This is a genomic window from Massilia sp. AB1 (assembly GCF_018119385.1).
Taxonomy (GTDB): Bacteria; Pseudomonadota; Gammaproteobacteria; order Burkholderiales; family Burkholderiaceae_D; genus Telluria.
Window position 1 is genome coordinate 1 of sequence record NZ_JAGKSG010000060.1, and the last position, 21,877, is coordinate 21,877.

The following is a 21,877-nucleotide window of genomic DNA, read 5'->3' on the forward strand; positions in this document are numbered from 1 at the left end:
CTGCTGCGCTGAAGACTCCCAAAAAGAAAATGCCATCCAGTCTGCACTGAACGGCATTCCCGCTTGCGCGGCTTGTCATGCTGCGCCCGGGGACAGGCCCCGGGCCCCGGTTTTACAGCGCGGACTCGTAGGCGCCGACGTCGATCGCGTTCAGCACCGGACGGGCCGCGGCGGTAGCGCGGTGCTTATAAACGATGGTCGGCTTGAGCGACACGCCGGCCGGGGAAACGCCCGGTACCGAACCGGCATTCACCACCATCGCATTCGCGGTCGGACGCAGGTCCCAGGCGGCGCGGTTGACGAAGCCCGGCGCCAGCGAACGGTAGTTGTTCTTCTCGATCGGACCGACCTGGTTGGTCAGGGTCCCCACGCCGCCGAAGATATTGTTCTGCAACAGGATCTTCTTGGTGACGGTGCTGCCGACAGCCACGAAGTTGCCGCGGGCGCTGTCGTCGTTCAGGAAGGTGTTGTTGACGATATACAGATCGTGGCCAGGGTTCTTGGCGCCTTCCATGCCGTAAGCGACCAGGTTCGAGTTGCTGTGTGCGGCCGGCTGCTGGATCACGTTGCCGATGATGTAGGAGGTGCCCGCGTTCGGCAGGTCGATCTCGTAGCTCGGCTTGCCGCTCGCGGTACCGTCGAACTGGCCCGCCGGCGTGCTCGAGAAGCGGTTGTAGGTGATCGTGTTGACCGTGGCGCGCGACTTCAGGTTGTGGCCGACGACGGCATCGTGCGAGAAGTTGTAGCGGAAGGTCAGGCTGGCAGAGGCGCCGATATACAGGTTGTGGGTCTGGCCGGTGCCGTTGCCGTTATGGCCGAATTCGCTGTACTCGATCACGATCCGGCTGGCCGGACGGGCGTTCGAAAGGATGCCGTTCTCGTTGTCGTGGAGGAAAGCGCGGCGCAGGGTGAAATTGTCGCCTTCGAGACGCAGGGCGGCGCCGTTGGCGTCCGGCACCTTGGCGCCGGACATCTCCACGTTGTCGATCGTGATGTTATGTCCCTGGACAACCCAGATGCCTTTGCCGAGAGCGTTCTTGCCGGCAGCGGCGATCACCGGACGGCCGTTCACGCCGCGGATGGTGAGGTTGCTCTTGGTGATGGCGCAAACGTCGCCGCTATAGGTCGTGTTTCCGGTGATTTCGATGATGTCGCCGGCAGCGGCTGCGGCGAAAGCGCGGCAGGGCGTCGCATAGGTCTTGCCGGGGCCGACGTAGCGGGTGGCGGCGCTAGCAGGCAGAGTGGAGGACAGGCCAAGCAGGGCGATCAGGGTCAGGCGGAATTTCATTGACGGTTTCCTTGTAAAGCTTGCTGAATTGTGTCGGAGGAATATTTCCCGAAGAAACATTTGCCCAGCATAACTCCTGCTTTAAGGAAAAAACGTAACCAGTTGTAACAGAACAGGGGAGTTTACCTGATTTTCATAGGGAAATACTGCTCAAAAAAATTTTCTATGTGCAGCTAAAATGTCGGGTAAACGCGTCAATGTCGCGCAAAATCTTGACGGCGCGCGTGAGGATGTGGTGATGAAATACAAACGGGAGCAGGCGGACCCGCTCCCATGGATGGAAGGTGCTTGACTGGAAGTACAGGCCGTCCTTGGCGCGCGGGGAGCGCGCCCGGCCTGTGCGGTGAATGCTGAAGAGGGGTGTTTCCTTACTTGACCGCGGCGACCATGTAATCGACAGCCGCCTTGACGTCGGCGTCCGAAGCGGTCGAGCCGCCTTTCGGCGGCATCACGCCGGCCTTGCCCTGGAAACCCTTGATGGCATGTTCATAGAGCACGGCGTCGCCCTGCTGGATCCGGGCCGCCCAGGCCGCCTTGTCGCCGAGCTTGGGCGCACCGGCGATGCCGGCGCCATGGCAGGCGACACAGGCGGCATTGAAGGTGTTCTGGCCTGGATTCGCGGCGACGGCGGGGGCTGCTGCCGGAGCGGCTGCCGGGCTGGCCGTGGCCGGCGCCAAAGCCGGAGCAGCGGCCGGCGCAGGAGCGGCGGCCGGCTCGCCGGCGGTGGCCGCAGGCGCTGCTGCCGGGGCAGGCGCTTCCGGTTCCTTGAAGCTGGCGCCGCTCTTGTTGGCCATGAAGACGAGCGCGCGCGCGACTTCCACATTGTCCAGGTCCGGGTTGCCGCCCTTGGCCGGCATGGCGCGGATGCCTTCGATCGCGTGCTTGAGCAGGGTGTCGTAGCCCTGGGCCAGGCGCGCGCCCCAGGAGGCCGTGTCGCCGACCTTGGGGGCGCCCGCCGCGCCGCTGTCGTGGCAGGCCGCGCACACCGCCGCGTAGACCGCGCCGCCGGCCTGCAGCACCTTGGGCGCATTGGCGTCGACCAGGGTGAAACCTTCCTCGGCAACCGGACGCATGCGCGCGGCCAGGGCCTCGGCGCTCTGACTCTCGGTTCCCGCACCGGTGACGCGCTCGCTGGTGGCGAAGATAACCAGCAGGATGATGCCGATGACGATGACGAGGAAGAAAGCCGTGACCGCGACGATCAGCTGCTTCGGCGTGCGGATCATCGATTGATGTTCATTGTGTGCGTCGCTCATGATTTCCTTAATACGATTAAAAAAACCTGCCACTACAGCATTGCCGATTCAGCTTATTTCGTGCTTTTATGCAAATGCCTCCAAACGGTCGATTATAGTCATAAAGCTTGCTCGCTGTAATGAAAAATCAAGGCGAAGCGCGACGGTTCCCATGGACGCGGGCAGCGAAAGACTGTATCCTTCGCATTCCTCCAGCGGCTGTAGCTCAGTGGATAGAGTATTGGCCTCCGAAGCCAAGGGTCGTGGGTTCGATCCCCGCCAGCCGCGCCACTGTTCATGCGCCTTCCAAGGGCATTTTGCCCAAAGACACAGTGTCACGGACGGGGTTTGGGAAAAATTTTGGGGAAAATCCCAACGTTCTGCCCGGCTCGTCATGAAGGTCAATCTCGACTATACGTAACTCCACCTAACGGAGTTACGTCATGCCAAAGAAGCAACAGAAGTCTCGATTTGAGAAGAATATCTACGTTGAAAATCGTAGTGGAGCGTTCCGCTTCAAAGTCGTTGTCCATCCCCTTAAAGATTCAGCAACTTTCTCTACGGTCGAGGAGGGCGCCCACTGGGCGCGTCGTCGGCGAGTAGAACTTCTTGAAGATAAGGCTGCCGTTGCCGTAGAGCAGGTTTTTCCTGATGCTCGCCAACTAGGGCAAACGTTTGACGGTGCTGAGTTTCCTCTTAGGACGTCAAGTAGCATCAAACTGTCGGATGTGTTCGACTCTTTTGAAACCTTCGAACTTCCCAAACTTTCGAGTCAAACAACAGAAGCCTCTCGCCTGGCCAGATTGCGCAAATGGTTTGGTGCCCTGACCACTGAGCAGTTGAATGAAGGCCTCATCGGCAAATGGATACTCGACCGACTGTCCGGGAAACTTGGGTCAGGGCGTGACCCCAACCGTGCTGCCACCATGTCTGGCGATCGCGGTGAAGAACCGCTGACCAAGCATCAACGTTACACGCGCAAGAAGGCTGGGAAAAAAGTACCCGAGAAGCCAATTTTCCCTGTTAGCACACAAAGCGTACGTCATGAACTGAAACTACTCCGACGTGCAGTGACGAAATATCTTCAGAAGGAAAATCGCTGGCCAGTATATGGTGCTTGGTGGCAAGCTCACTATTTAATGATGATAGAGCTTCCAGAACCTGCCGACCCCCGCCGTCGTCGCGTCTCGGACAACGAATTGGTGGCCATCTTCAACGGTATCGAGGATAGGTGCCTTAAGGCTGCAATACTTTTCGCTGTGCTGACCTCGTTACGCCGCAGTGAAATCGTTTCGCTACGTTGGGAAGATGTCGACTTTACTAGAAAGGTCGTGCTCTTGCGAAAACCTGGCTTTGTGAAAAAGACAAAAGTTCATGAAAGAGAGGTCCCATTGCTGCCTGGTGCTATCAAAGTCCTACAAGACTTAGAGCCGCAAAAGCGCGGGCTCATCTTCTCGGTTCCAGGCGTCGATCTAAGTCACGCTTGGAGAGACGCGGCAGATAAAGCAGAAATCTATGACGCGCGTCTTCACGACTGCAGGCGCGAAGCCATCAGTCGACTGGTCGAAACATGCCGCTTGACAGTGCACGAAGTCGTGCTGTTCTCGGGACACTCCGATATTCGGACGCTCGAAAAGCATTATTTGCGATTAGACCCTGCGTTAATGGCGTCCCGGCTCGGAGAACTTCCTGCTGCCATCGACTTGGCGCCTTCACTATAAATCGTTCATGGACTTTCTTCCTATACTATTGTTTAGGGAGAAAGTTATGTACCTGACCAAGCAAGAGGTTGCAGCAGTGTTGCGTGTCTCCGTTCGCACCATCACGACTTACATGCAGCAGGAGGCGATTCCGAAGCCGAAAAAAGTGGGAGGAATCCTGTTATGGGATGAAGATGAACTGCATCGCAAGATTGTGTTTTCCTCCGCCTGTGAGAAGACTCAGGAAAGCGTCAAGCGGGGGCGTCCGCGAAAGGTACGGTTCGCATAATTGCCGCCAAGATGGTGTCCTCTTATCTCAGTTTAGGTCCGAGTTAGTTGCGGGTGTTGCTTGTTCTACTGAAAAGTGTCCGACTCGGACACTTTTTTGGGACTGTGCCGCAGCTAAGGCACAGCAACTGGGGTACACAGAGTGCAGAGTGCGGCACTCTCGATCCCACGCGATCTGGTCGTATTCGCGGAGCCGGCGCGGTATCACATCGTGAATACTCTGCCATACACCTGCCCGCATCCATTGGTGCTGGCGACGCCAGCAGGTCATTCCGCTACCGCACCTAAGCTTACGCGGCAGACACTCCCATGGTATTCCAGTCCTAAGGACGAACAGAATCCCGGCCAGTGTCGCCCGGTCACCGATGCGTGGTCGACCACCTTTCGGAGAGGGCGGGTGCACTGGAAAATGAACTGCAATAAGGGGCTACAGCTCGTCGGGCAGGAGTGCATTGCCCATGGCATTAGTCCGGCTAAGAACACAGGTGCTAGCCTAACGCGGACCTTTGCGTACTTCCGCGCTCGACCGAAGCGGTCCTTGACCAATATCCTCAACTGTCGTGTCGTGTCGTGTCGTGTCGTGTCGCGGCGCGCAACCGAACCGCTCAAACCGCACTCGGCGCAGCCGGCCGACATCGCACAGTTGCGCATTGTCGCGGACCGGATCGGGGCGGCGCTGGCGCGGCAGGAATGAGTTAGGCGGCGGCACCGACCGCTACTTTCCACTGTTCGGGCGCCGGGCAGTACAGGGCCATCACGGCTTCGGCCACGCGCGCCGGGATGTGCGGGTCGGGTGCCAGCGGCGGATCCTCGTCGTCATCCGGGCTATCCGTCGGGTAGGTCAGCGGCAGGCCAGGGGAATGGATAGCCGCCCAGTTGCGCTCGGCGAGCGCGGCGACGATGCGTTCGCGGTGCTCCAGGCGCCAGGGCGCGGGCGCCAGGCGGCCGTCCGGCGTCCACCACACCAGGTCGAACTCGATGCACAGTTCGTCGTCCTGCCAATAGGGGTCGTACACCGCCGGCCGCACGGCGTCGATCCGGATCTCGATGCCCAAGCCGTGCGTCGACACATGCACGCGGCACGGATCCAGTCCATCCAGATACTCGATCAGCGCCCGACGGAAGTCACGATGCAACTGGCCGAACACGCGCATGCCTTCCATCCTGCGCCATACGACCATGCCACGGTAGAAGCGTGCGACCGGCAGGTAGTCGCGCGGATGCGCGGGGGCGACGTACCCTCCACGTCGACGATGTCGGCCCTCTGCATCGCCAGGCGCCGCAGATCGCTCCAGACCCAGTCGGCATTGAACTCGTTCAACGCCGCTTTCCTGAACTCGTCGCCGGTGCGCGCCAGCGCGAAGAACTGGCAGGCGCTCGCCCCGTAGTAATCGAGTTCCTGCGCACGGTCCGGCGTGTATTCGAAATAGTGCAGCTCCACCAGGTAAGCATGTGCCGCGCGGCGCAGGACGATCTTCCTCCCGCCTTACGGGTGCCACTTCAGCAGCGCGTCGAGCGGGTCTTGCCAGCCCGACGGCGGCCGGTCGACGACGTAGCCGTCGACGTCGCCGCCGATGGCGAGCTGCGCCGGGAAATGCCGGCGCAGCTCCCCGGATGGCGTGACGCCCTCATACAACCAGTTGTGCGGCAACTGCCGTTCCACCTCGTCGCGTCCGGGCGGAAGCAGCAGGTCCTCGACGGTCGTGCCCAGGATCGCTGCCAGCCGGTGCGCCGTGGCCAGGCTCGTGCGTGCCCCCTTCTTGATGCGGTGGATGGTCTTTTCGCTCAGGCCGACGGCGTGAGTCTTGATCGGCCCGCCGGCCACGGCGATGCGCAGGCGGACCTTGTCGGGATTCAGCTGGATAGTGTCTTTCGGCATCGTTTCGTTCCCGGCCCTATCGCCCGTCGCTGGCCTTGCCATTGCGCGCCGCGAAATCGTCTTTTGACACCGTGCCATTGTCTTTCATCGTGCGGCTTTGAATGGCCGAGGCGCGGTCCTGCGTCATCGGGGTCTTGCCGGCTGCAGCCTTGCCCACGCCTGCCTTCATCTGCTTCGTCATGGTTTCCTCCATACGTTGATCGGTACCAGAGGAACGATAAGGCAGCACTGCTGTCCAGTCACGTCCTCGATTGGGACATATTCGGACATGACCCCGGCGCTAGGTAGCCAGAGCAGCGACGGAGGCGTTGTGAGTTGTGAGCTATCCCAAGCTTTCCATCAACACGGGCAGCTTGCCTTTTACGTCGAATCTCGAACACACTTCTTCTTGAGTTTCCAAGGGGCCGTCCGTCAAGGTTAGATCGTTGAATCAAGAACGCTGACCGTCTACTCCTGGCTGAACTCGGAAATTTGCCACGCTCAGCGTACGGCCTTGCTGCGCTGAAGTCGCCGCGGCAGTCACTTCGTGCCGACTGGATCAGTAGAGCTCCTTGTAAGGCGTCCAGAAGAGAGTAAAAGTGTCCGAGTCGGACACTTTTTGGCCTGGGCTGAGGCGCCATCGTGTGGGTCGAATAGTAAAGCTCCTTGTGAGGCATCTAGGCGAAAGTAAAAGTGTCCGACTCGGACACTTTTGGGAGATGCCGTAGAGCCGCGATGTGTGACACTACAGTAAAGTCTCGGCACTTAGGCCGGCGGGTTAGCGCTAGCCACACGGAGCTACTTACGGCAGGCTAGGGGCCATCTATTTGCAAATGATAGGAGTGACAGTGAGCCAGCAGTTTTCGCGTCGAGCACTGTATGAGTTGGTTTGGAGTGAGCCAAGAACAAGGTTGGCTAAAAGACTTAGAATCTCCGACGTCGGCTTGGCGAAAGCTTGCGCGAAAGCTGGCATTCCAATGCCGCCCCGTGGGTACTGGGCAAGGCTCGCCTCCAGTAAGCGGGTAGTGAAGACATCTCTTCCCCCGCGAGCACTTGGTCAATCCGATTCTGTGCAAATCGGCAGCCCTAACTATCGGCCTCTTACAGGCGAAGAAGCGCTGACACTGCCGCCTGAGCCTGTTTTTGATGAACCAGTGGAAGCCGTGCGCATACGTGCCGAAGTCCTACTGGCACATCACAAGGTTCCCAAGCGTCTGTATAACCCCCATCGTCTGATTAAAGCACTGCTGGACGAAGACGAGGCACGACAAAGGGCGCTGGAAACTGATCGCTTCGCCTTGCGCAAACCGCAATTTGACTCGCCATCTGCGCTCCGACGCATCCGCATTGTGAACGCATTGTTCCTTGCCATGGAACACGCCGGGAGCACGTCTTCGGTCAGCAGTGCAGATTTGCACAACGTCATGTTTCAGGTTGGCGATACCTGCATCAAGGTAGAGATTCAGTCATCACGAAGAACGGCTCGTGCCAAGATAGGTTCCGCGCCGCCGAGAGACGAAAGGATGACGTTGAAAGCAACGGGGTGGCCGCACATAACCGGCGTCCCGTGTGAATGGGCTGATAGCGAAACACAATCCCTTGAGACCCGAATTGTCGAGATCGCTCGCGACCTTCTCGTGATGGGAGAATTGACTTACCGGACAGCAGTCCATGAGCAACATGAGTGGCGTATAAAGCGCAAGCATGAACTTGAGGCGGAAATCCGCGAAGCGCATTCTCGAATCGAGCAGGAAGAGAATGAACGGCGCCTACGGCAGGAACAAAAGCAACAGGAATGGCTGCTGGCACAAGCTACGAATCGGCGTCAAGCTGACGAGATACGCGCCTTGATACATGCGCTCGACACGAAACATCGGGGTTCACCCGAAGTGTTGTGTGATGAAGCTTTTCGCAACTGGCGTGCGTGGGCACTGACACAGGCCGAGTCGCTTGACCCCTGTCTTCTGCCACTGGCAGCACTGATCACTCCTCCGAAGGATGACGCCGCCACATGAGGACTTGTGGCTATGCTACTGGGGACTTGTGCCTAAATCTTAGGGACTTTTGGCTACAGCGGTTTCGAATATTAACCTTGCGAAAGCGAGATTTCTTGGCAAATAAAGGCACTAAACATATTTAAAACATCTTTCAACAAAACAGCTCGCGAAGCTCGCCTATGAACGAATGGCGCTGGGCCTTCGGCATAGAAGATATGCCATGGTCTGATTTTTGGCAGCCAGGAAAGGCGGTAACACGTCCGAACGCCGTCCTCCGACAGCTGCGCGAGCACGACCAGATCATGTGGGATCGAGCTAGCGTCGACGCCGCCAGTGTTCCCGCTCCTGCAGGTGGTGAGCATACGGGCCGAAACCCGACCGATGGTGGCAAGCTCGGCTGCAACCACCATTTGCTCGTGAATCAACGTGGGTTGCCGTTAGTAGCCAAGATCTCGGGCTCTCAGGTGAACGACTCGCGTTTCCTTGTTCCACTTGTAGAAGCCATCCCAGCAGTTAAAGGACTTTCCGGCCGTGCACGCCTACGTCCAAGTAAGCTACATGCCGATCGAGCGTACGCTTCACGAGCACATCGCGCCTGGCTGCGCCGACGAGGCATCGCAGCACGTATCGCGCGATACGGCGTCGAGTCGCGCGAAAGGCTCGGCCGATGGCGTTGGGTCGTTGAGCGCACCGAGTCCGATGTGACCAAACCGATCAATGGTTGTTGACAGCCTAGAGCTCCGACGTGCAATATCCGAGACAATCTGCCCGGAGGGAGGACGTTTCTTCGTCCCGGGTCATCGAATTAACCGCTCGCCGTTGGTGCTCCATTGCAACATCTGTATACGTACGAAACGAAAGAAGAGGCCGAAGAGGCTCTCGCAAAATTATCGGGACCGAAGCGATTGGCTAGTGATCGCGACGGTACCGAAGTCATATACAAAGTGTTTGGCGAGTTGACGTGGAAAAATCTCTACGCTTTGGGCCTGCATAATCTTCCTGAGTTGAAAACCCTTCTATCGCAGCGGGACTCTAGCGGTGCCTACAATATGGACCGACACCGCGAAATTATCGCCGCACTCGAAAACATTTCGCGAGTGCTCGGACTGACGATTCCTCCGCATTGGCGATGACGGTTGACGTACCAGTCTAAGTAAATGCCTACATTCTAAGTGGCGGGCGCCGGCCGCGATGCGGGCCAACGCCGCGATGGCGGCTTTTGTTAGGCGCTTGAATGTCCTTGAATCAACCGCAGGCGTTAGTGCGTCCGGGCGAGTCCTCGAGTATTCTGGTCTGTGACGGTCAAACATTCGGAGGAGCTTTCCGGTTCGCATTCCAGCGCTGGTATATCTACTTCGCTAAAGATCATGGCTCCATCGACGACAAGGACTTGAAACTTGCCATTTTTGAAAATTTTGGCGATGTCATCAAAGTCTGCAATTCTCGCGTCAAGCAATGCGTATAGCTCGCTTTCAAGTTTCTCAATGACACTGAGCTGCGCATCAAGTACGCGTTGGGCTCCTTCCACGGTCCAGTGGGGTTGCGGAAAGCCTTGGTTAAGGTTGTCAATAATCTGACGAAGAAAAACAACCCCTCTCTTGTATCGCTCCATTCTTTCATCAAAGACTGTGCGGATTGAATCTCGTACTCGTTCCAAGGCTCTCTTGTGGCGTCCAATGTTGCTTGATGAGTAATTTCCGCTCAGCACAACTTGGCAAGCCCTACCTGCAGCATACCGGTCGTAAGCAGCAAAGACGCTGTGCTGCATAAGCCTGCGCATTACTTCGGTCGGCTTGTCAAGTTTTGGGCGCGTGCCATAGAACTCTATACCGCTGTGCTCGTCGAAGCTTTCGAAGTCCATTTCCTTTTCTTTGTGCTGAGCAAGCAGATCGTCTAGGAGCGTCATCAAGATTTCATAGCAATCGTCGGTGTTGCTTGTCACGCGACGCAAATTGTCCTCATTGAGTCTGTCGTCCCCCTCGCTCATGCTTTCAAAGCAGTCAACGATGACCTCGGAGATTCGTTCAAGTTTCGCTTTATCGCCAGCGATTTGACGGTTTCTGATGTCGGTGCAGATATCCGCAATGTAGCTCAGGCGAGCATGAATGGAGTTGAGTGCGCCCATCGTCAGCAGCATGGGCATCAAGTTTGGGGATATTTGGCCATCCACCTTCTCCAAGCCCGCGACGGAGCTGATTTTTCCACCATCAACAACGCTTGTTGTCTGCAGGCCCGCCAACGGCCCTTTCTGAATGGTCATCAACTCTCCGGATGCGCCGGGGCTGAAGACAATGCGATAAAAATCTCGATCGCCGCGCGTTCCGAACTGGGATTGGAGTTGCTGGCTTATGAGCTGTGTCCACGGCGACTGCACATAGTGGGTTGGATTCTTAATCAGCGTCGGCAACAGCGGGTGCTTGGCAAAATGAACCTTGATTGCCAATGGCAGGTCTTTCTTATGACTTTCTTCCATGGTAACAGCTCCAAACGAGTCCATAGCTGGTATGTCTATTTACTATGCCCCGGTTATAAACGAACATTTTTAATCTACCGTCACTGATGGCCTGTAATGGCTGGTAGCAGTCCTTCGGAACTCTAACTCATCTGACAACTTTTGTCAGATGAGTTAGATCTCGTCCGTCTCCCGCGAGCCAGGCCACAGGGGCGCCACGCAGGCACAGCATCCATCCGGAGAATGCGCACCCGACATGACCAACATTCTTGGTAGCAAGTATGAAAATTTTGTACTATGCTGTCGTCTTTTCCCTACCAAAGCGGCGTTGCGATGACCAAGAACAACAGCGAAAGCGGCATCCTAACGATCAAGGAGGTCGCCGAGTATCTGAAGGTCACGGAGCGAACGATCTACCGGTTGGCAGCAGCCAAGAAGATACCGGCCTTTAAAGTTGGCGGAACATGGCGCTTCCGGACGGCGGACATCGATGGCTGGATAGCCGAGCAGTCGAAGAAGGCGGAGGGCGCAGAATGATCTCCCCCTACCATGCCAAGTACTACGCTCACGAACTGACTCGGCGCCACGCTGCTGATGGCGTCGATCGCCTCTCCCAGTCGCTCTTCGACGCCAGCGTTGATCTGAACCCGCATCAAATCGATGCGGCCCTGTTCGCTCTTCGGAACCCCTTGCAGGAAGGCGTACTGCTGGGCGATGAAGTGGGTCTGGGTAAAACCATCGAAGCCGCGTTGGTTGTTTGCCAGTACTGGGCTGAGCGGCGGCGTCGGCTGCTGATCATTTGTCCAGCCAGTCTTCGCAAGCAATGGGCGCAGGAGCTACACGACAAGTTCGCCGTACCCACTACCGTGCTAGATGCTGTTTCGCTGCGCAAGCAATCCGCCGGGGACACGCTCGCCACCATGCAAAGGATGGTTGGCAAGGCGGTCGTGATCATGTCCTATCAGTTTGCCGCCAAGCTGGAAGCCGAGCTGCGTGCCGTGCCCTGGGATGTGGTGGTCATCGACGAGGCCCACAAGTTGCGCAACGCGCACCGCGCCAGCAACCGCATCGGGCAGGCGCTCAAGCGCGCACTGCAAGGCCGCAAGAAACTGCTACTTACCGCCACGCCGCTGCAGAACTCGTTGATGGAGCTGTACGGCTTGTCCACGCTGATCGACGAGCATCTGTTCGGTGACGAAACCACTTTCCGCAAGCAGTTCATGAACAGCGGCGCCGGCCTTGACGAACTGCGCGAGCGTCTTGCTAGCTTCGCAAAACGCACACTGCGCCGTGACGTGCTGGAGTACATCAAGTACACCGAACGCAAGGCGCTCACCCAGCCGTTCAACCCTACTGACGACGAGCAGGCGCTGTACGAGCGCATCTCGGCCTTTTTGCAGAAGGAAGACTCCTACGCTCTGCCCAAACAACAGCGCCATCTCACTGCGCTGATCTTGCGCAAGCTTCTAGCGTCCAGTTCGCACGCCGTCGCTGCCACGTTGGTTACCATCCGCGAACGCCTGCAGGGTTTGCTCACGGCAGATCAAAGGAAAGACGACGGCGTCAATTTGGTCGAACAGCTCATTGCCGAGGACGATCTGGAGCAGGACTATCTGGAAGAGGAGGCTAGCGAGGCCGAAGAAGACTCCGAAGTCCCTACCACTGCACCAGCTGAAGACAGCAAGCCGGGCCCTGCAAAAGATGTCCTTGCCGTCCGCGCTGCCATTACCGCCGAAATTGCAGAGCTGACGGCGTTCATCGATGCCGCCCAGGTTCTGCAAACCGACACCAAGGCGCAAGCGCTATTGAAGGCGCTCACCCTGGGCTTCGGAAAAATGGCCGAGCTGCGCGCGCCACGTAAGGCCATCATCTTCACGGAATCCAAACGCACGCAGGAATACCTGCACCGCTTTCTCTCAGCTAACGGTTACGTAGGCAAGCTTGTGTTGTTCAGCGGTACCAACAACCATGAAAACTCCACCGCTATCTACCAGCACTGGCTGGAAGAGTACAAAGGCACGGATCGCGTCACCGGCTCCCCACAGGTGGATCGCCGCACTGCGTTAATCGACCACTTCCGAAAGGACGACGGCACCGGCGCAGAAATCATGATCGCCACCGAAGCGGCCGCCGAGGGCGTTAACCTGCAGTTCTGCGCGCTGATCATCAACTACGACCTGCCATGGAACCCACAGCGCGTCGAGCAGCGTATCGGCCGTTGCCACCGCTACGGCCAGCGTTTCGATGTGGTGGTGATTAACTTCCTCAACACCCGCAACCAGGCCGATCAGCGTGTGCTGGAACTGCTTACTGAGAAGTTCAAGCTGTTCTCTGGCGTGTTCGGCGCGAGCGACGAAGTGCTGGGCCGAATCGAAGGTGGCCTCGATTTCGAGAAACGCATCCTCCAGATCTACGATACCTGTCGCCAGCCCGAGCAGATCGAAGCCGCCTTCAACGCCCTGCAAGCGGAGTTGGAAGAAGTAATTGCCGACCGCATCAAAGACACACAGTCACAACTGCTTGAGAACTTCGATGAAGACGTTCACGACCGCCTTAAACTGCGCCTTCAGGACACCGAAGCGCGGCTCGACAAGCTGGGGCGCTGGTTCTGGGGCGTCACCTGCTATGCATTGGATGGCCGCGCGCGCTTCGACGAGCAGTCCTATGCGTTTTCTCTGAGCACGCCGCCAACGGGAATCGCCCCCGGCCGTTATCAGCTCATTCGTGGCGCTGCGCAGCCGGATATGCTGGCACACGCTTACCGCCTCAGCCACCCGTTGGGGGAATGGAGCATTGAGGCCAGCCTGCATGCAGCTACGCCCGTTGCCACCTTGAAGCTGGACTACGGCAAACACGGCGCACGCGTTTCCATCATCGAGATGTTACGCGGCATGTCCGGCTGGCTGACGCTGGCGCGGCTGGAAGTCACTGCCTTCGAGACCACCGAGGCGTTGCTGTTCTCTGGTCTCACGGACGATGGTCAGGTCCTGGATCAGGAAACCTGCGAAAAGCTGATGGCGATTCCGGCAGCAGGCGAACCTACACCCTTGAGCACCACCCTCCCCGAGGCTCTACTGGCCAACAGCCAGCGCGCGGTCGCCGCCACCATTGCAGAAGTATTGGAAGCTAACCAGCGTCTGTTCAATGAAGAACGCGAAAAACTGGAACGCTGGGCCGACGACAAGCTGCAGGCCGCCGAGGAGGCCTTAAAGAACACCAAAGCCCGCATCGCCCAGTTGAAGCGCGACGCCCGTAAGGCCGCCACCTTGCAGGAGCAGGACGGCATCCAGCGCGAGCTGTCGGAACTGGAGCGCAGCCAGCGCCGCCAGCGGCAGGAAATCTTCGCTGTGGAAGACGAGATCATCGCAAAGCGTGATGAACTGATTGCCTCGCTCCAGCAACGCCTGCAAGAAAAAACAAGCAACGAGACGCTGTTCAGCGTGCGCTGGCAGTTGATCTAATCCCATTCAAGTACCCCAGATCAGGGCAACCCATGACCAACAAACACAACCCCAAATTCCAGGAACTCGTCGCCAAGCTGCGCGAGATATTCCAGATCGACCGACCAGAACTGGATTTCGGCATCTACCGTATCCTCAATGCACGCGCCGGCGAGATCAACGACTACCTGCAAAACCGGCTAGCTGAAAAGGTGCAACAGGCGCTCAGCAGCGGCAACGAAGCCCACCGTGAGCAAGTGGCGCGCGAACTAAAGGAAAAGGAAGCCCAGTATCAGGCCGATGGCATCAACCCAGATACCGTGCCTAAGGTGCAGGAATTGCGTCAGACGTTGGCGCAGTACAGTGCCGGTGCGAGCGAACACGAAAACGCTGTTTTCTCGCACCTGCTGACCTTCTTCTCTCGCTACTACAAGGACGGCGACTTCATCAGCCAGCGCCGCTACAAGGGCGATACCTACGCTATCCCCTACGCGGGTGAAGAGGTGATGCTGCATTGGGCCAACAAGGATCAGTACTACACCAAGAGCGGCGAGAACTTCAGCAACTACACCTTCAAGCTCGAAGACGGCCGCATGGTGCATTTCCGCCTCACCGCCGCCGACACCGCCAAGGACAACCGCAAGGACAATGACAGAGAACGTCGCTTTGCCCTAGTGACGGCCAAGACCGTCACCCGTGTGGATCAAAACGGCGACGAGTACGAAGAAAACCTGGTGCCAGTGGAAGAAGCATCGGGCAGCGACGGAAACAAGGAATTGATCATCCGCTTCGAGTACGCCACCCAGCCCAAAGGCACCAAGCAGGAGGCGCTGCTCACTAAAGCAGTGGAAAACGTGCTGGCGGATGCCGCTGTCAAGGCCCGCTGGCTGGCCCTGGGTAATCGCGCACCGACCGAGAAAAACCCGCAGCGCACACTGCTGGAAAAGCACCTGACCGACTACACCACCAAGAACACGGCGGACTATTTCATCCACAAGGATCTGGGTGGTTTCCTCCGACGCGAGCTGGACTTCTACATCAAGAACGAAGTCATGCACCTCGATGATGTGCAGAACGCAGGCGCGTTTGCCGACATCGAGAAGAACCTCCGGATGATCCAGTGCCTGCGCAGTATCGCGCTGGAGCTGATTGCATTCCTGGCGCAGCTGGAGAATTTCCAGAAGAAGCTGTGGCTGAAGAAGAAGTTTGTCGTTTCCAGCCACTACTGCATCACGCTGGATCGGGTGCCGGAAGCACTGTGGCCGGAAGTGGCGGCAAACGAGCAGCAATGGGCGCAATGGAAACAGCTAGGAGTTTGGGATGGAGTGGCACCAGGGGTAGTCGAAGACCTGAAGGCTGCACCGTATCGGATGGTGGATACAAGCCTGTTTACCGCAGATTTCATTTTGAGGCTGGTGTCGTGCATTGAGGAAATTGATGAGAATCTAGACGGGTTACTGATCAATTCAGAGAATTTTCAAGCAGCGCGCTTGCTGGATGAAAGGTTCAGAAAACAAATTGATCTGGTCTACCTCGATCCGCCATACAACACTGACGCTACTCCCATCCTTTACAAGAACGGCTACAAGGATTCGTCTTGGTCAACGCTTATGGCCGAACGTATTGACGCGTCTAACAAGTTGCTTACTGATGATGGCGTAACGGCATACGCGATTGATGACACAGAAGCGGCATTGCTGAAAGAGATCGTGAAGCAAGGGAATCCAGACAAGGATGTATTCCAGTGCGTTGTTGAGCATTATCCAGGATCGGGAACAGGTAGGTCGAATGTATCCCGTACACACGAGTACTGCATGTTCTCGGTCCCCAAAGAGCTTGACATCCTTCGAGGTGACTCTGTCGAGGATGGGGTGAGAACCAGAGGATTTAGGCGCGCAGGAACGGGCGACAATAATTTCCGCATAGGTAACCCCGGCCGTCCCGAAAGTTTCTTTGCAGTTTTGGTGCACAAGGAAACTTTTGAGGTAAAGGGAGCTGAGCCGCCTCCACAGCCTGTCGTTAAAGGGAATTATCCACTTGAAGATACGCCAGACGGACTGAAGCGTGTCTACCCAATTGGTGAGAACGGAGAAGAGCGTGTTTGGTCGCTTTCATACGAAGGAGCAAAGAAGGCAATTGGTGAAGGCCGAATTGTCAGCTCGAGAAATTTTGTAATTAGTCGCATCTACCACGATAGCGAAAGACGACTCTTACTTCCTAGCATTTGGCAAGGCTCTCAGTACAACGCAACAACTGGGGGTACGAATCTGCTTACCGCGATATTTGGAGATGCTGGCCTGTTCTCATATCCGAAGTCACTTGGGACTATGGAGCGAGTTTTAGATGCCGTTCTTTATGATAAAGACGAGTCATTGACGCTCGATTTGTTTGGTGGCAGCGGAACTACTGCGCATGCAGCAATTAATCGCAATAGAAAACTCGGGGGCAAGCACAAATACATCCTGGTTGAGATGGGGGCCCACTCTGACTCTGTTATCAAGCAACGAATCGTTAAGGTCGTATATTCCGCTAACTGGGTGGATGGAAAACCGACAACGCCGAAAACCGGCATCTCTCACTGCTTCAAAGTCCTCAAACTCGAAAGCTACGAAGACACTCTGAACAACCTGCAACTGCGCCGCACGTCTGCACAGGGCGATCTGCTGAACACGCTGCCACAGCAGGCTAAGGACGACTACCTGCTCAACTACCTGCTTGACGTAGAAAGCTGTGGCTCGCTGCTGTCAGTAGAGGATTTCAGGAAGCCCTTTGATTACACCCTCAATGTAGCTGCGGATTCGGCGGGCGCCTTCGAGCCGCGTAAGATCGACTTGGTTGAAACCTTCAACTACCTGATCGGCTTGCGCGTGAAGCACATCGACATGCAGCCTGCTCGCGGCTTTGTCACCGTCACCGGCACGCTGCCCAGCGGTGAAAGCTGCCTAGTACTGTGGCGCGACTGCGATGTCCTGAACTATGAAGGTGTAGCCAAGCTGTGTGACACGCTGGCCATCAACCCGGCGGACAACGAGTTTGACGTGGTTTACATCAACGGCGACCACAACATCCCCACCGTACTGACGCAGACGGCCGGGGAAGGCGGTACTACCCGCGTGCTCAAGCTGCGCCAAATTGAGCCGGAATTTCTCGAGCGTATGTTCTCGGTGGAGGACATCTGATGGCACGACCACGCAAGACCCCTGCTACCGGTTTAGGCACAAGCGGCGCAGCCCGCTCGAGCCGCGGCGGAAAGAAGCGCAGCTTTCATCAGGAACTGGTGCTCAATCGCTGGGCTCTGAGTTTCTTTCAGGGCGGAACGCTGGCGGCACTTAAAATGCGCTTGGGCGATGACCGCTTCGAGGGCATTGACGAGGACGGCCAAACCAAGTTCTTCCATGAACTGACCCGAGGCTTGTTCGATCCCAACAAGGTGCCTGAGGCCGACCTGCGCCGGTACGATCTAAACGTGGTCGCGCACTGGCAGGCTATAACCACCCAGCGAAACAAGCTGGAAGGCCATGAGTTGCAGATGAAGTACTTCCAGTACCTCTCGCTGCTGTTCACCGAGCTGTATCTGGACTGGTATTTCAACCATCGTCAGGACTTGCTCGACGGTCTGAACGAGGAAATGACACGCTACCGCGCCGAGACGGGCGCGGAGCCGTTCCGCGACTTCGAGGTAGACGACCTGAACAAGATCGCCTTTTGGAATGCCACCGGCAGCGGCAAGACCCTGCTCCTGCACGTCAACATCCGCCAGTATCTGCACTACTTCCAGGCGGGGCGCAGCGATCACTATCCGGATAAGATCATCCTGCTCACGCCCAACGAAGGACTGAGCCGGCAACACCTGGAGGAGCTGCACCTGTCCGGCTTCGGGTTCTCACAGTTCTTCAACAAGGCCCAGTCGCCGGCACGCGGCACCATTGAAATCATCGATATCAACAAGCTCGGCGATGAGATGGGCGACAAGACCGTCGCCGTGGACGCCTTCGAGGGTAACAATCTGGTATTGGTGGATGAAGGACACCGTGGCACTGGCACCGCGGCAGGCGCATGGATGACGCGGCGCGATGCGCTGGTGCGAGGGGGTTTTGCCTTCGAGTACTCGGCCACCTTTGGGCAAGCGGTGGCAAAGGGTATGACCGTTGCGGCAGCGGAAGACGATATCCAGAAAAAACGGGCCAAGACGCTGTTCAACACCACCAGCCTGCGAAGTTTGGATGACGGACAAAAGGCGCAGTTGACGCTATCGACTGACGACAAGCGCCGTGCCCGCATAACCGCCACCCGCGAGATCTACGCAAAGTGCATTCTGTTCGACTACTCGTACAAGTTCTTTTATGAGGACGGCTATGGAAAGGAGTCGCTGATCCTCAACATGAATGGCGAAGCCTACGAGCAGGCGGACAACGCCCGTAAGTATTTCACCGCTTGCCTGCTCAGCTACTACCAGCAGCTTTGGCTGTGGAGCACCCACCGTGATACGCTGACCGACTTCAACATCGAGAAGCCTCTGTGGGTCTTCGTGGGCAACACGGTGTCCGGCGAGGAGTCGGACATTCTGGAAGTGGTGAACTTCCTCGCCGATTTCCTGAACAGCGACGCGCAGATTAAGAGCTGGCTGGCTGATCTGGTTGCCGACAAAGCGCAGATTCTCGACGCTAATGGCAACAACATCTTCAGCGGACGCTTTACTCCCCTGATGGGCTTCAGCGGTCGCATGGATGAGCTATACGCTGACATCCTGCTGCGCGTGTTCAATGCCTCGGCCCGTCAGCGCTTGAAACTGGTCAACATCAAGAGCAGCAAGGGTGAGCTGGCGCTGCGCGTAGGCGATGCCGATCCCTTCGGCCTCATCAACATCGGCGACGATGCCGGCTTCTTCGGGATGGCCGAGGATGTGGAAGCCTTCGATAGCGAGCGCGACGACTTCGGCGGCGCGCTGTTCGGCACGCTGAACAATAAAGATAGCCGCCTCAACGTGCTGATCGGCTCGCGGAAATTCACAGAAGGCTGGAGCAGTTGGCGCGTGTCCACGATGGGTCTGCTGAACATGGGCCAGGGTGAAGGCTCGCAGATCATCCAGTTGTTCGGACGTGGAGTGCGTCTCAAAGGCAAGGGTTTCTCACTCAAGCGCACTTTACCGCAGGACCGACCCAAGGGCGTGCATCTGGACAAGCTAGAGGCCCTGAACATCTTCGGCGTGCGCGCTAGCTACATGGCTGCGTTTAAGGACTATCTGCGCGAGGAAGGTATCACGCCCAGTGACGAAGTGCTGGAGCTGGAATTCCCGACCCGGGCTAATCTGCCCAAAGGCAAGCTCAAGACCTTGGCCTTAAAGGACGGTTACAAGGACAACCAGAAACTCGGATTCAAGCGCACCCATTTCCCGTGGCTGTACGAAATTCCTATGCAGTTCCAGGGCAAGATCAAGACACCCCATGTGGTGCTCGATCTGTACCCACGTGTCGAGGCGCTGTCCAGCAAAGAAAAGGGCACAACCCCTACGACGGAAGCACGGAACAAGGGCAAGCTGAACCAGGCCCTGTTCTCAGCTTTCAACTGGGATCGCGTCTATCTGGCCTTGCAGGCTTACAAGCTGCAGCGCAGCTGGAGCAACCTACGGTTAGAGCGGCAGAAGTTGATCGACTTCTGTGCGGGCTCGCAGGATTGGTACACGCTATTTATCCCGGCGTCGGAACTGAACGTGACGACGTTCGCCGACATCGGCAAGCAGGAAGACATCCTAGTGCGACTGCTGACGGACTACACCGACCGCTTTTACAAAGCTCTAAAGTCTGGCTACGAAGGCGAGTTCTACGACGTCATCCACATCGACGAAGATCACGGATCGATGCTCAAGCTGTACCAGTTCGAGATCGAGAACAGCGACGACGGTCTGGAGTATCAGGCGAAGCTGGAAGTGCTGAAAAAGCTGGTAGCAGACGGCAAGATTGGCGAGGCTAGCAAATGGAACGCGCCGCACATGGTGGCCATCAGCTTTGACCAGCACCTGTACTATCCGTTGCTGGCATTGGAGGACAAGGATGCTGTGCCACTGAAGCTGCGTCCGCTGGCCTTTGACGCGCCGAGCGAATGGGAGTTTGTCCGCGATCTGGAGACGTTCTACAACTCCGCCGAAGGCAAAGAGGCGATTGGCCCGCGCAGTCTGTATCTATTGCGTAATGCGGATCGAGAGGAGAAAGGCCTGGGATTTGCGTTGGCAGGCAACTTCTATCCGGATTTCCTGCTGTGGCTGGTGGACGATGCCAACGGCAAGCAATGGCTGACCTTCGTCGATCCGAAGGGGTTGCGCAATGTCGACCTGTCGCACCCTAAGCTGAGGCTGTATAAGGAAGTGAAAACGCTAGAAGCAACGCTAACTGCGCAGGCCAAGGCGGCTGAACCGCCGCTTGTTTTGAATGCCTTCATCTTGTCGCCGACGAAGTTTTCTGACCTGCTCAACGTGGGCGACCCGACAAAAAAAGCCGATCTGGAAAGCCGCCACGTCCTCTTTATGGAAGAGGGAGGCAAGACCTACTTGAAGAAACTGTTCGCGGCGTTGACGTGACGGGCCATGACGCTAGTTATGCCCGATGCGATGGACGCATCGGGATCGGATATATTGCAGTTGGGGACATCCATAAGATGCTGTTCGGTGATGTATAAGGGGCGGACGGCTCTTATGTGTGCGCCTGGCGGGACTGCATCGATGATGCACAAGGAAGGTGTGCTTATTGGACCGGTCTAACTTTTATTGGGACCGGGCTTACTGCACGCGTTTGCCGGCGCCCGTGCTCTCCGTACGGATGTTAGCGTGGATGACTGCCGTGCCGCTAATGCGATTGGTAGCCGAAGTCGTAGTACGCGTGTCCCATAGATGGGGGTAAAAGTGTCCGACTCGGACACTTTTTGAAGATAGCAAAGGTGCGCAGCCGGTAAAAGTGTCCGAGTCGGACACTTTTTAAGGACGCGGAAGGTGCGTAGTCGAGTAAACGTGACTCAGTCGGGCAATTGTTCGTTGCGTGCTTCCCGCAGCGTGCGACGCGGCTCTTTTGTTTTCGATACAGCTCGATTCTCGATGGTTTCATGGCGATCGAGCCAGGTTGGCTCCGTAGCCGACCGCCATCGACTTCCAGCGCGCGATAAGCTTTTCCTCATACGGATGACAACCCCGTCCGGATTGGCGATTACGTCAACGATGTCGTCGATGTCCCGCTTCGGCAGCTTAGCGCGTCGGGCATACCGGGAAGTCAGCAGCAGCGTAGGAGGGCGGTCAGTTTCTCCCGGTTGTGTTGTCGCGGGTATATGCGCTCGGGATGGCGATCGTATACCGTCCTCGACGTGGCCGCTGGCATGTTCGGTGAGGATACGCAGAGTCAAGCCGCCGTAATTGATGACAGCGCGCACAGAAGCCCAAGCAGGGTTTCTGGATGCAAAAAAGTGTCCGACTCGGACACTTTTCTTGGACGCGTACTGTAGAGCCGCATTGTGTTGGCCGGATCAGTAGAGGCCCAAGTCGTATGCTTACCACCGGCGGTAACCCTTCTGGATCTCTTCGGGCACCGCGGACGGATCCAGCACTGGTCCCATCACCGCAGATGGGCTGTGAGCTG

The 21,877-nt window shown here is 57.2% G+C and carries 15 protein-coding genes, 1 tRNA gene and 2 pseudogenes; 10 read left to right on the plus strand and 8 right to left on the minus strand.

What is annotated here, in order from left to right:
- Window positions 1–112: 112 nt before the first annotated feature.
- The gene (locus J8847_RS21875) at window positions 113–1,288 is read right to left on the minus strand and encodes a right-handed parallel beta-helix repeat-containing protein (RefSeq protein WP_229429795.1); all 1,176 of its coding nucleotides are present in this window, start codon (window positions 1,286–1,288) and stop codon (window positions 113–115) included.
- Window positions 1,289–1,656: 368 nt separating this feature from the next.
- Complete coding sequence (locus J8847_RS21880; protein WP_211526797.1) at window positions 1,657–2,544, minus strand: cytochrome c5 family protein; 888 nt, start codon at window positions 2,542–2,544, stop codon at window positions 1,657–1,659.
- 194 nt (window positions 2,545–2,738) lie between these two features.
- On the opposite strand from J8847_RS21880, the gene J8847_RS21885 reads away from it, so the two are divergent.
- From J8847_RS21885 to J8847_RS21895, 3 genes are all read left to right on the plus strand, one after another.
- Window positions 2,739–2,814: transfer RNA gene (locus tag J8847_RS21885), tRNA-Arg, on the plus strand.
- Between the two features lie 152 nt (window positions 2,815–2,966).
- Window positions 2,967–4,244, plus strand: a complete 1,278-nt coding sequence (locus J8847_RS21890; protein ID WP_211526798.1) for a site-specific integrase — start codon at window positions 2,967–2,969, stop codon at window positions 4,242–4,244.
- 46 nt (window positions 4,245–4,290) lie between these two features.
- Complete coding sequence (locus J8847_RS21895) at window positions 4,291–4,512, plus strand: AlpA family transcriptional regulator (RefSeq protein WP_211526799.1); 222 nt, start codon at window positions 4,291–4,293, stop codon at window positions 4,510–4,512.
- A gap of 159 nt (window positions 4,513–4,671) precedes the next feature.
- Here J8847_RS21895 and J8847_RS21900 read toward each other — a convergent pair.
- Window positions 4,672–4,932, minus strand: a pseudogene (locus J8847_RS21900) (transposase); the annotation flags it as partial.
- A gap of 117 nt (window positions 4,933–5,049) precedes the next feature.
- On the opposite strand from J8847_RS21900, the gene J8847_RS21905 reads away from it, so the two are divergent.
- The gene (locus tag J8847_RS21905) at window positions 5,050–5,205 is read left to right on the plus strand and encodes a hypothetical protein (protein WP_211526800.1); all 156 of its coding nucleotides are present in this window, start codon (window positions 5,050–5,052) and stop codon (window positions 5,203–5,205) included.
- Between the two features lies 1 nt (window position 5,206).
- Here the strand turns inward: J8847_RS21905 and J8847_RS21910 are convergent, their stop codons facing one another.
- The 4 genes from J8847_RS21910 to J8847_RS21925 are packed head-to-tail and all read right to left on the minus strand — an operon-like array spanning window position 5,207 to window position 6,571.
- A complete protein-coding gene (locus J8847_RS21910) occupies window positions 5,207–5,587 on the minus strand; it encodes a hypothetical protein (protein WP_211526801.1) in 381 nt (126 codons plus the stop codon).
- A gap of 32 nt (window positions 5,588–5,619) precedes the next feature.
- Window positions 5,620–5,952: a hypothetical protein gene (locus J8847_RS21915; protein ID WP_211526802.1), complete on the minus strand. Its 333-nt coding sequence runs from the start codon at window positions 5,950–5,952 to the stop codon at window positions 5,620–5,622.
- A gap of 45 nt (window positions 5,953–5,997) precedes the next feature.
- Window positions 5,998–6,390, minus strand: coding sequence for a helix-turn-helix transcriptional regulator (locus tag J8847_RS21920; protein ID WP_211526803.1), 393 nt, complete (start codon window positions 6,388–6,390; stop codon window positions 5,998–6,000).
- A gap of 16 nt (window positions 6,391–6,406) precedes the next feature.
- Window positions 6,407–6,571: a hypothetical protein gene (locus tag J8847_RS21925; RefSeq protein ID WP_211526804.1), complete on the minus strand. Its 165-nt coding sequence runs from the start codon at window positions 6,569–6,571 to the stop codon at window positions 6,407–6,409.
- A gap of 646 nt (window positions 6,572–7,217) precedes the next feature.
- Between J8847_RS21925 and J8847_RS21930 the strand changes: the two genes are divergently transcribed.
- Window positions 7,218–8,384, plus strand: a complete 1,167-nt coding sequence (locus tag J8847_RS21930) for a hypothetical protein (protein ID WP_211526805.1) — start codon at window positions 7,218–7,220, stop codon at window positions 8,382–8,384.
- Window positions 8,385–8,653: 269 nt separating this feature from the next.
- Window positions 8,654–9,064, plus strand: a pseudogene (locus J8847_RS21935) (transposase); the annotation flags it as partial.
- A gap of 560 nt (window positions 9,065–9,624) precedes the next feature.
- Here J8847_RS21935 and J8847_RS21940 read toward each other — a convergent pair.
- The gene (locus J8847_RS21940; protein WP_211526807.1) at window positions 9,625–10,839 is read right to left on the minus strand and encodes a hypothetical protein; all 1,215 of its coding nucleotides are present in this window, start codon (window positions 10,837–10,839) and stop codon (window positions 9,625–9,627) included.
- A gap of 312 nt (window positions 10,840–11,151) precedes the next feature.
- Between J8847_RS21940 and J8847_RS21945 the strand changes: the two genes are divergently transcribed.
- From J8847_RS21945 to J8847_RS21960, 4 genes are read left to right on the plus strand one after another with little or no spacing between them, the layout of a single operon-like run.
- Window positions 11,152–11,355: a helix-turn-helix domain-containing protein gene (locus tag J8847_RS21945; RefSeq protein WP_211526808.1), complete on the plus strand. Its 204-nt coding sequence runs from the start codon at window positions 11,152–11,154 to the stop codon at window positions 11,353–11,355.
- On the plus strand, window positions 11,352–14,279 hold the full coding sequence (locus tag J8847_RS21950; RefSeq protein WP_211526809.1) for an SNF2-related protein: 2,928 nt from the start codon (window positions 11,352–11,354) through the stop codon (window positions 14,277–14,279). Before J8847_RS21945 ends, J8847_RS21950 begins: the two co-directional genes overlap by 4 nt.
- 32 nt (window positions 14,280–14,311) lie before the next feature.
- Window positions 14,312–17,437: a DNA methyltransferase gene (locus tag J8847_RS21955; protein WP_211526810.1), complete on the plus strand. Its 3,126-nt coding sequence runs from the start codon at window positions 14,312–14,314 to the stop codon at window positions 17,435–17,437.
- Window positions 17,437–20,832 (plus strand): DEAD/DEAH box helicase family protein, encoded by a 3,396-nt coding sequence (locus J8847_RS21960; protein ID WP_211526811.1) that lies wholly within the window; start codon window positions 17,437–17,439, stop codon window positions 20,830–20,832. The genes J8847_RS21955 and J8847_RS21960 overlap by 1 nt, the downstream gene beginning before the upstream one ends.
- The last annotated feature ends 1,045 nt before the right edge of the window (window positions 20,833–21,877 follow it).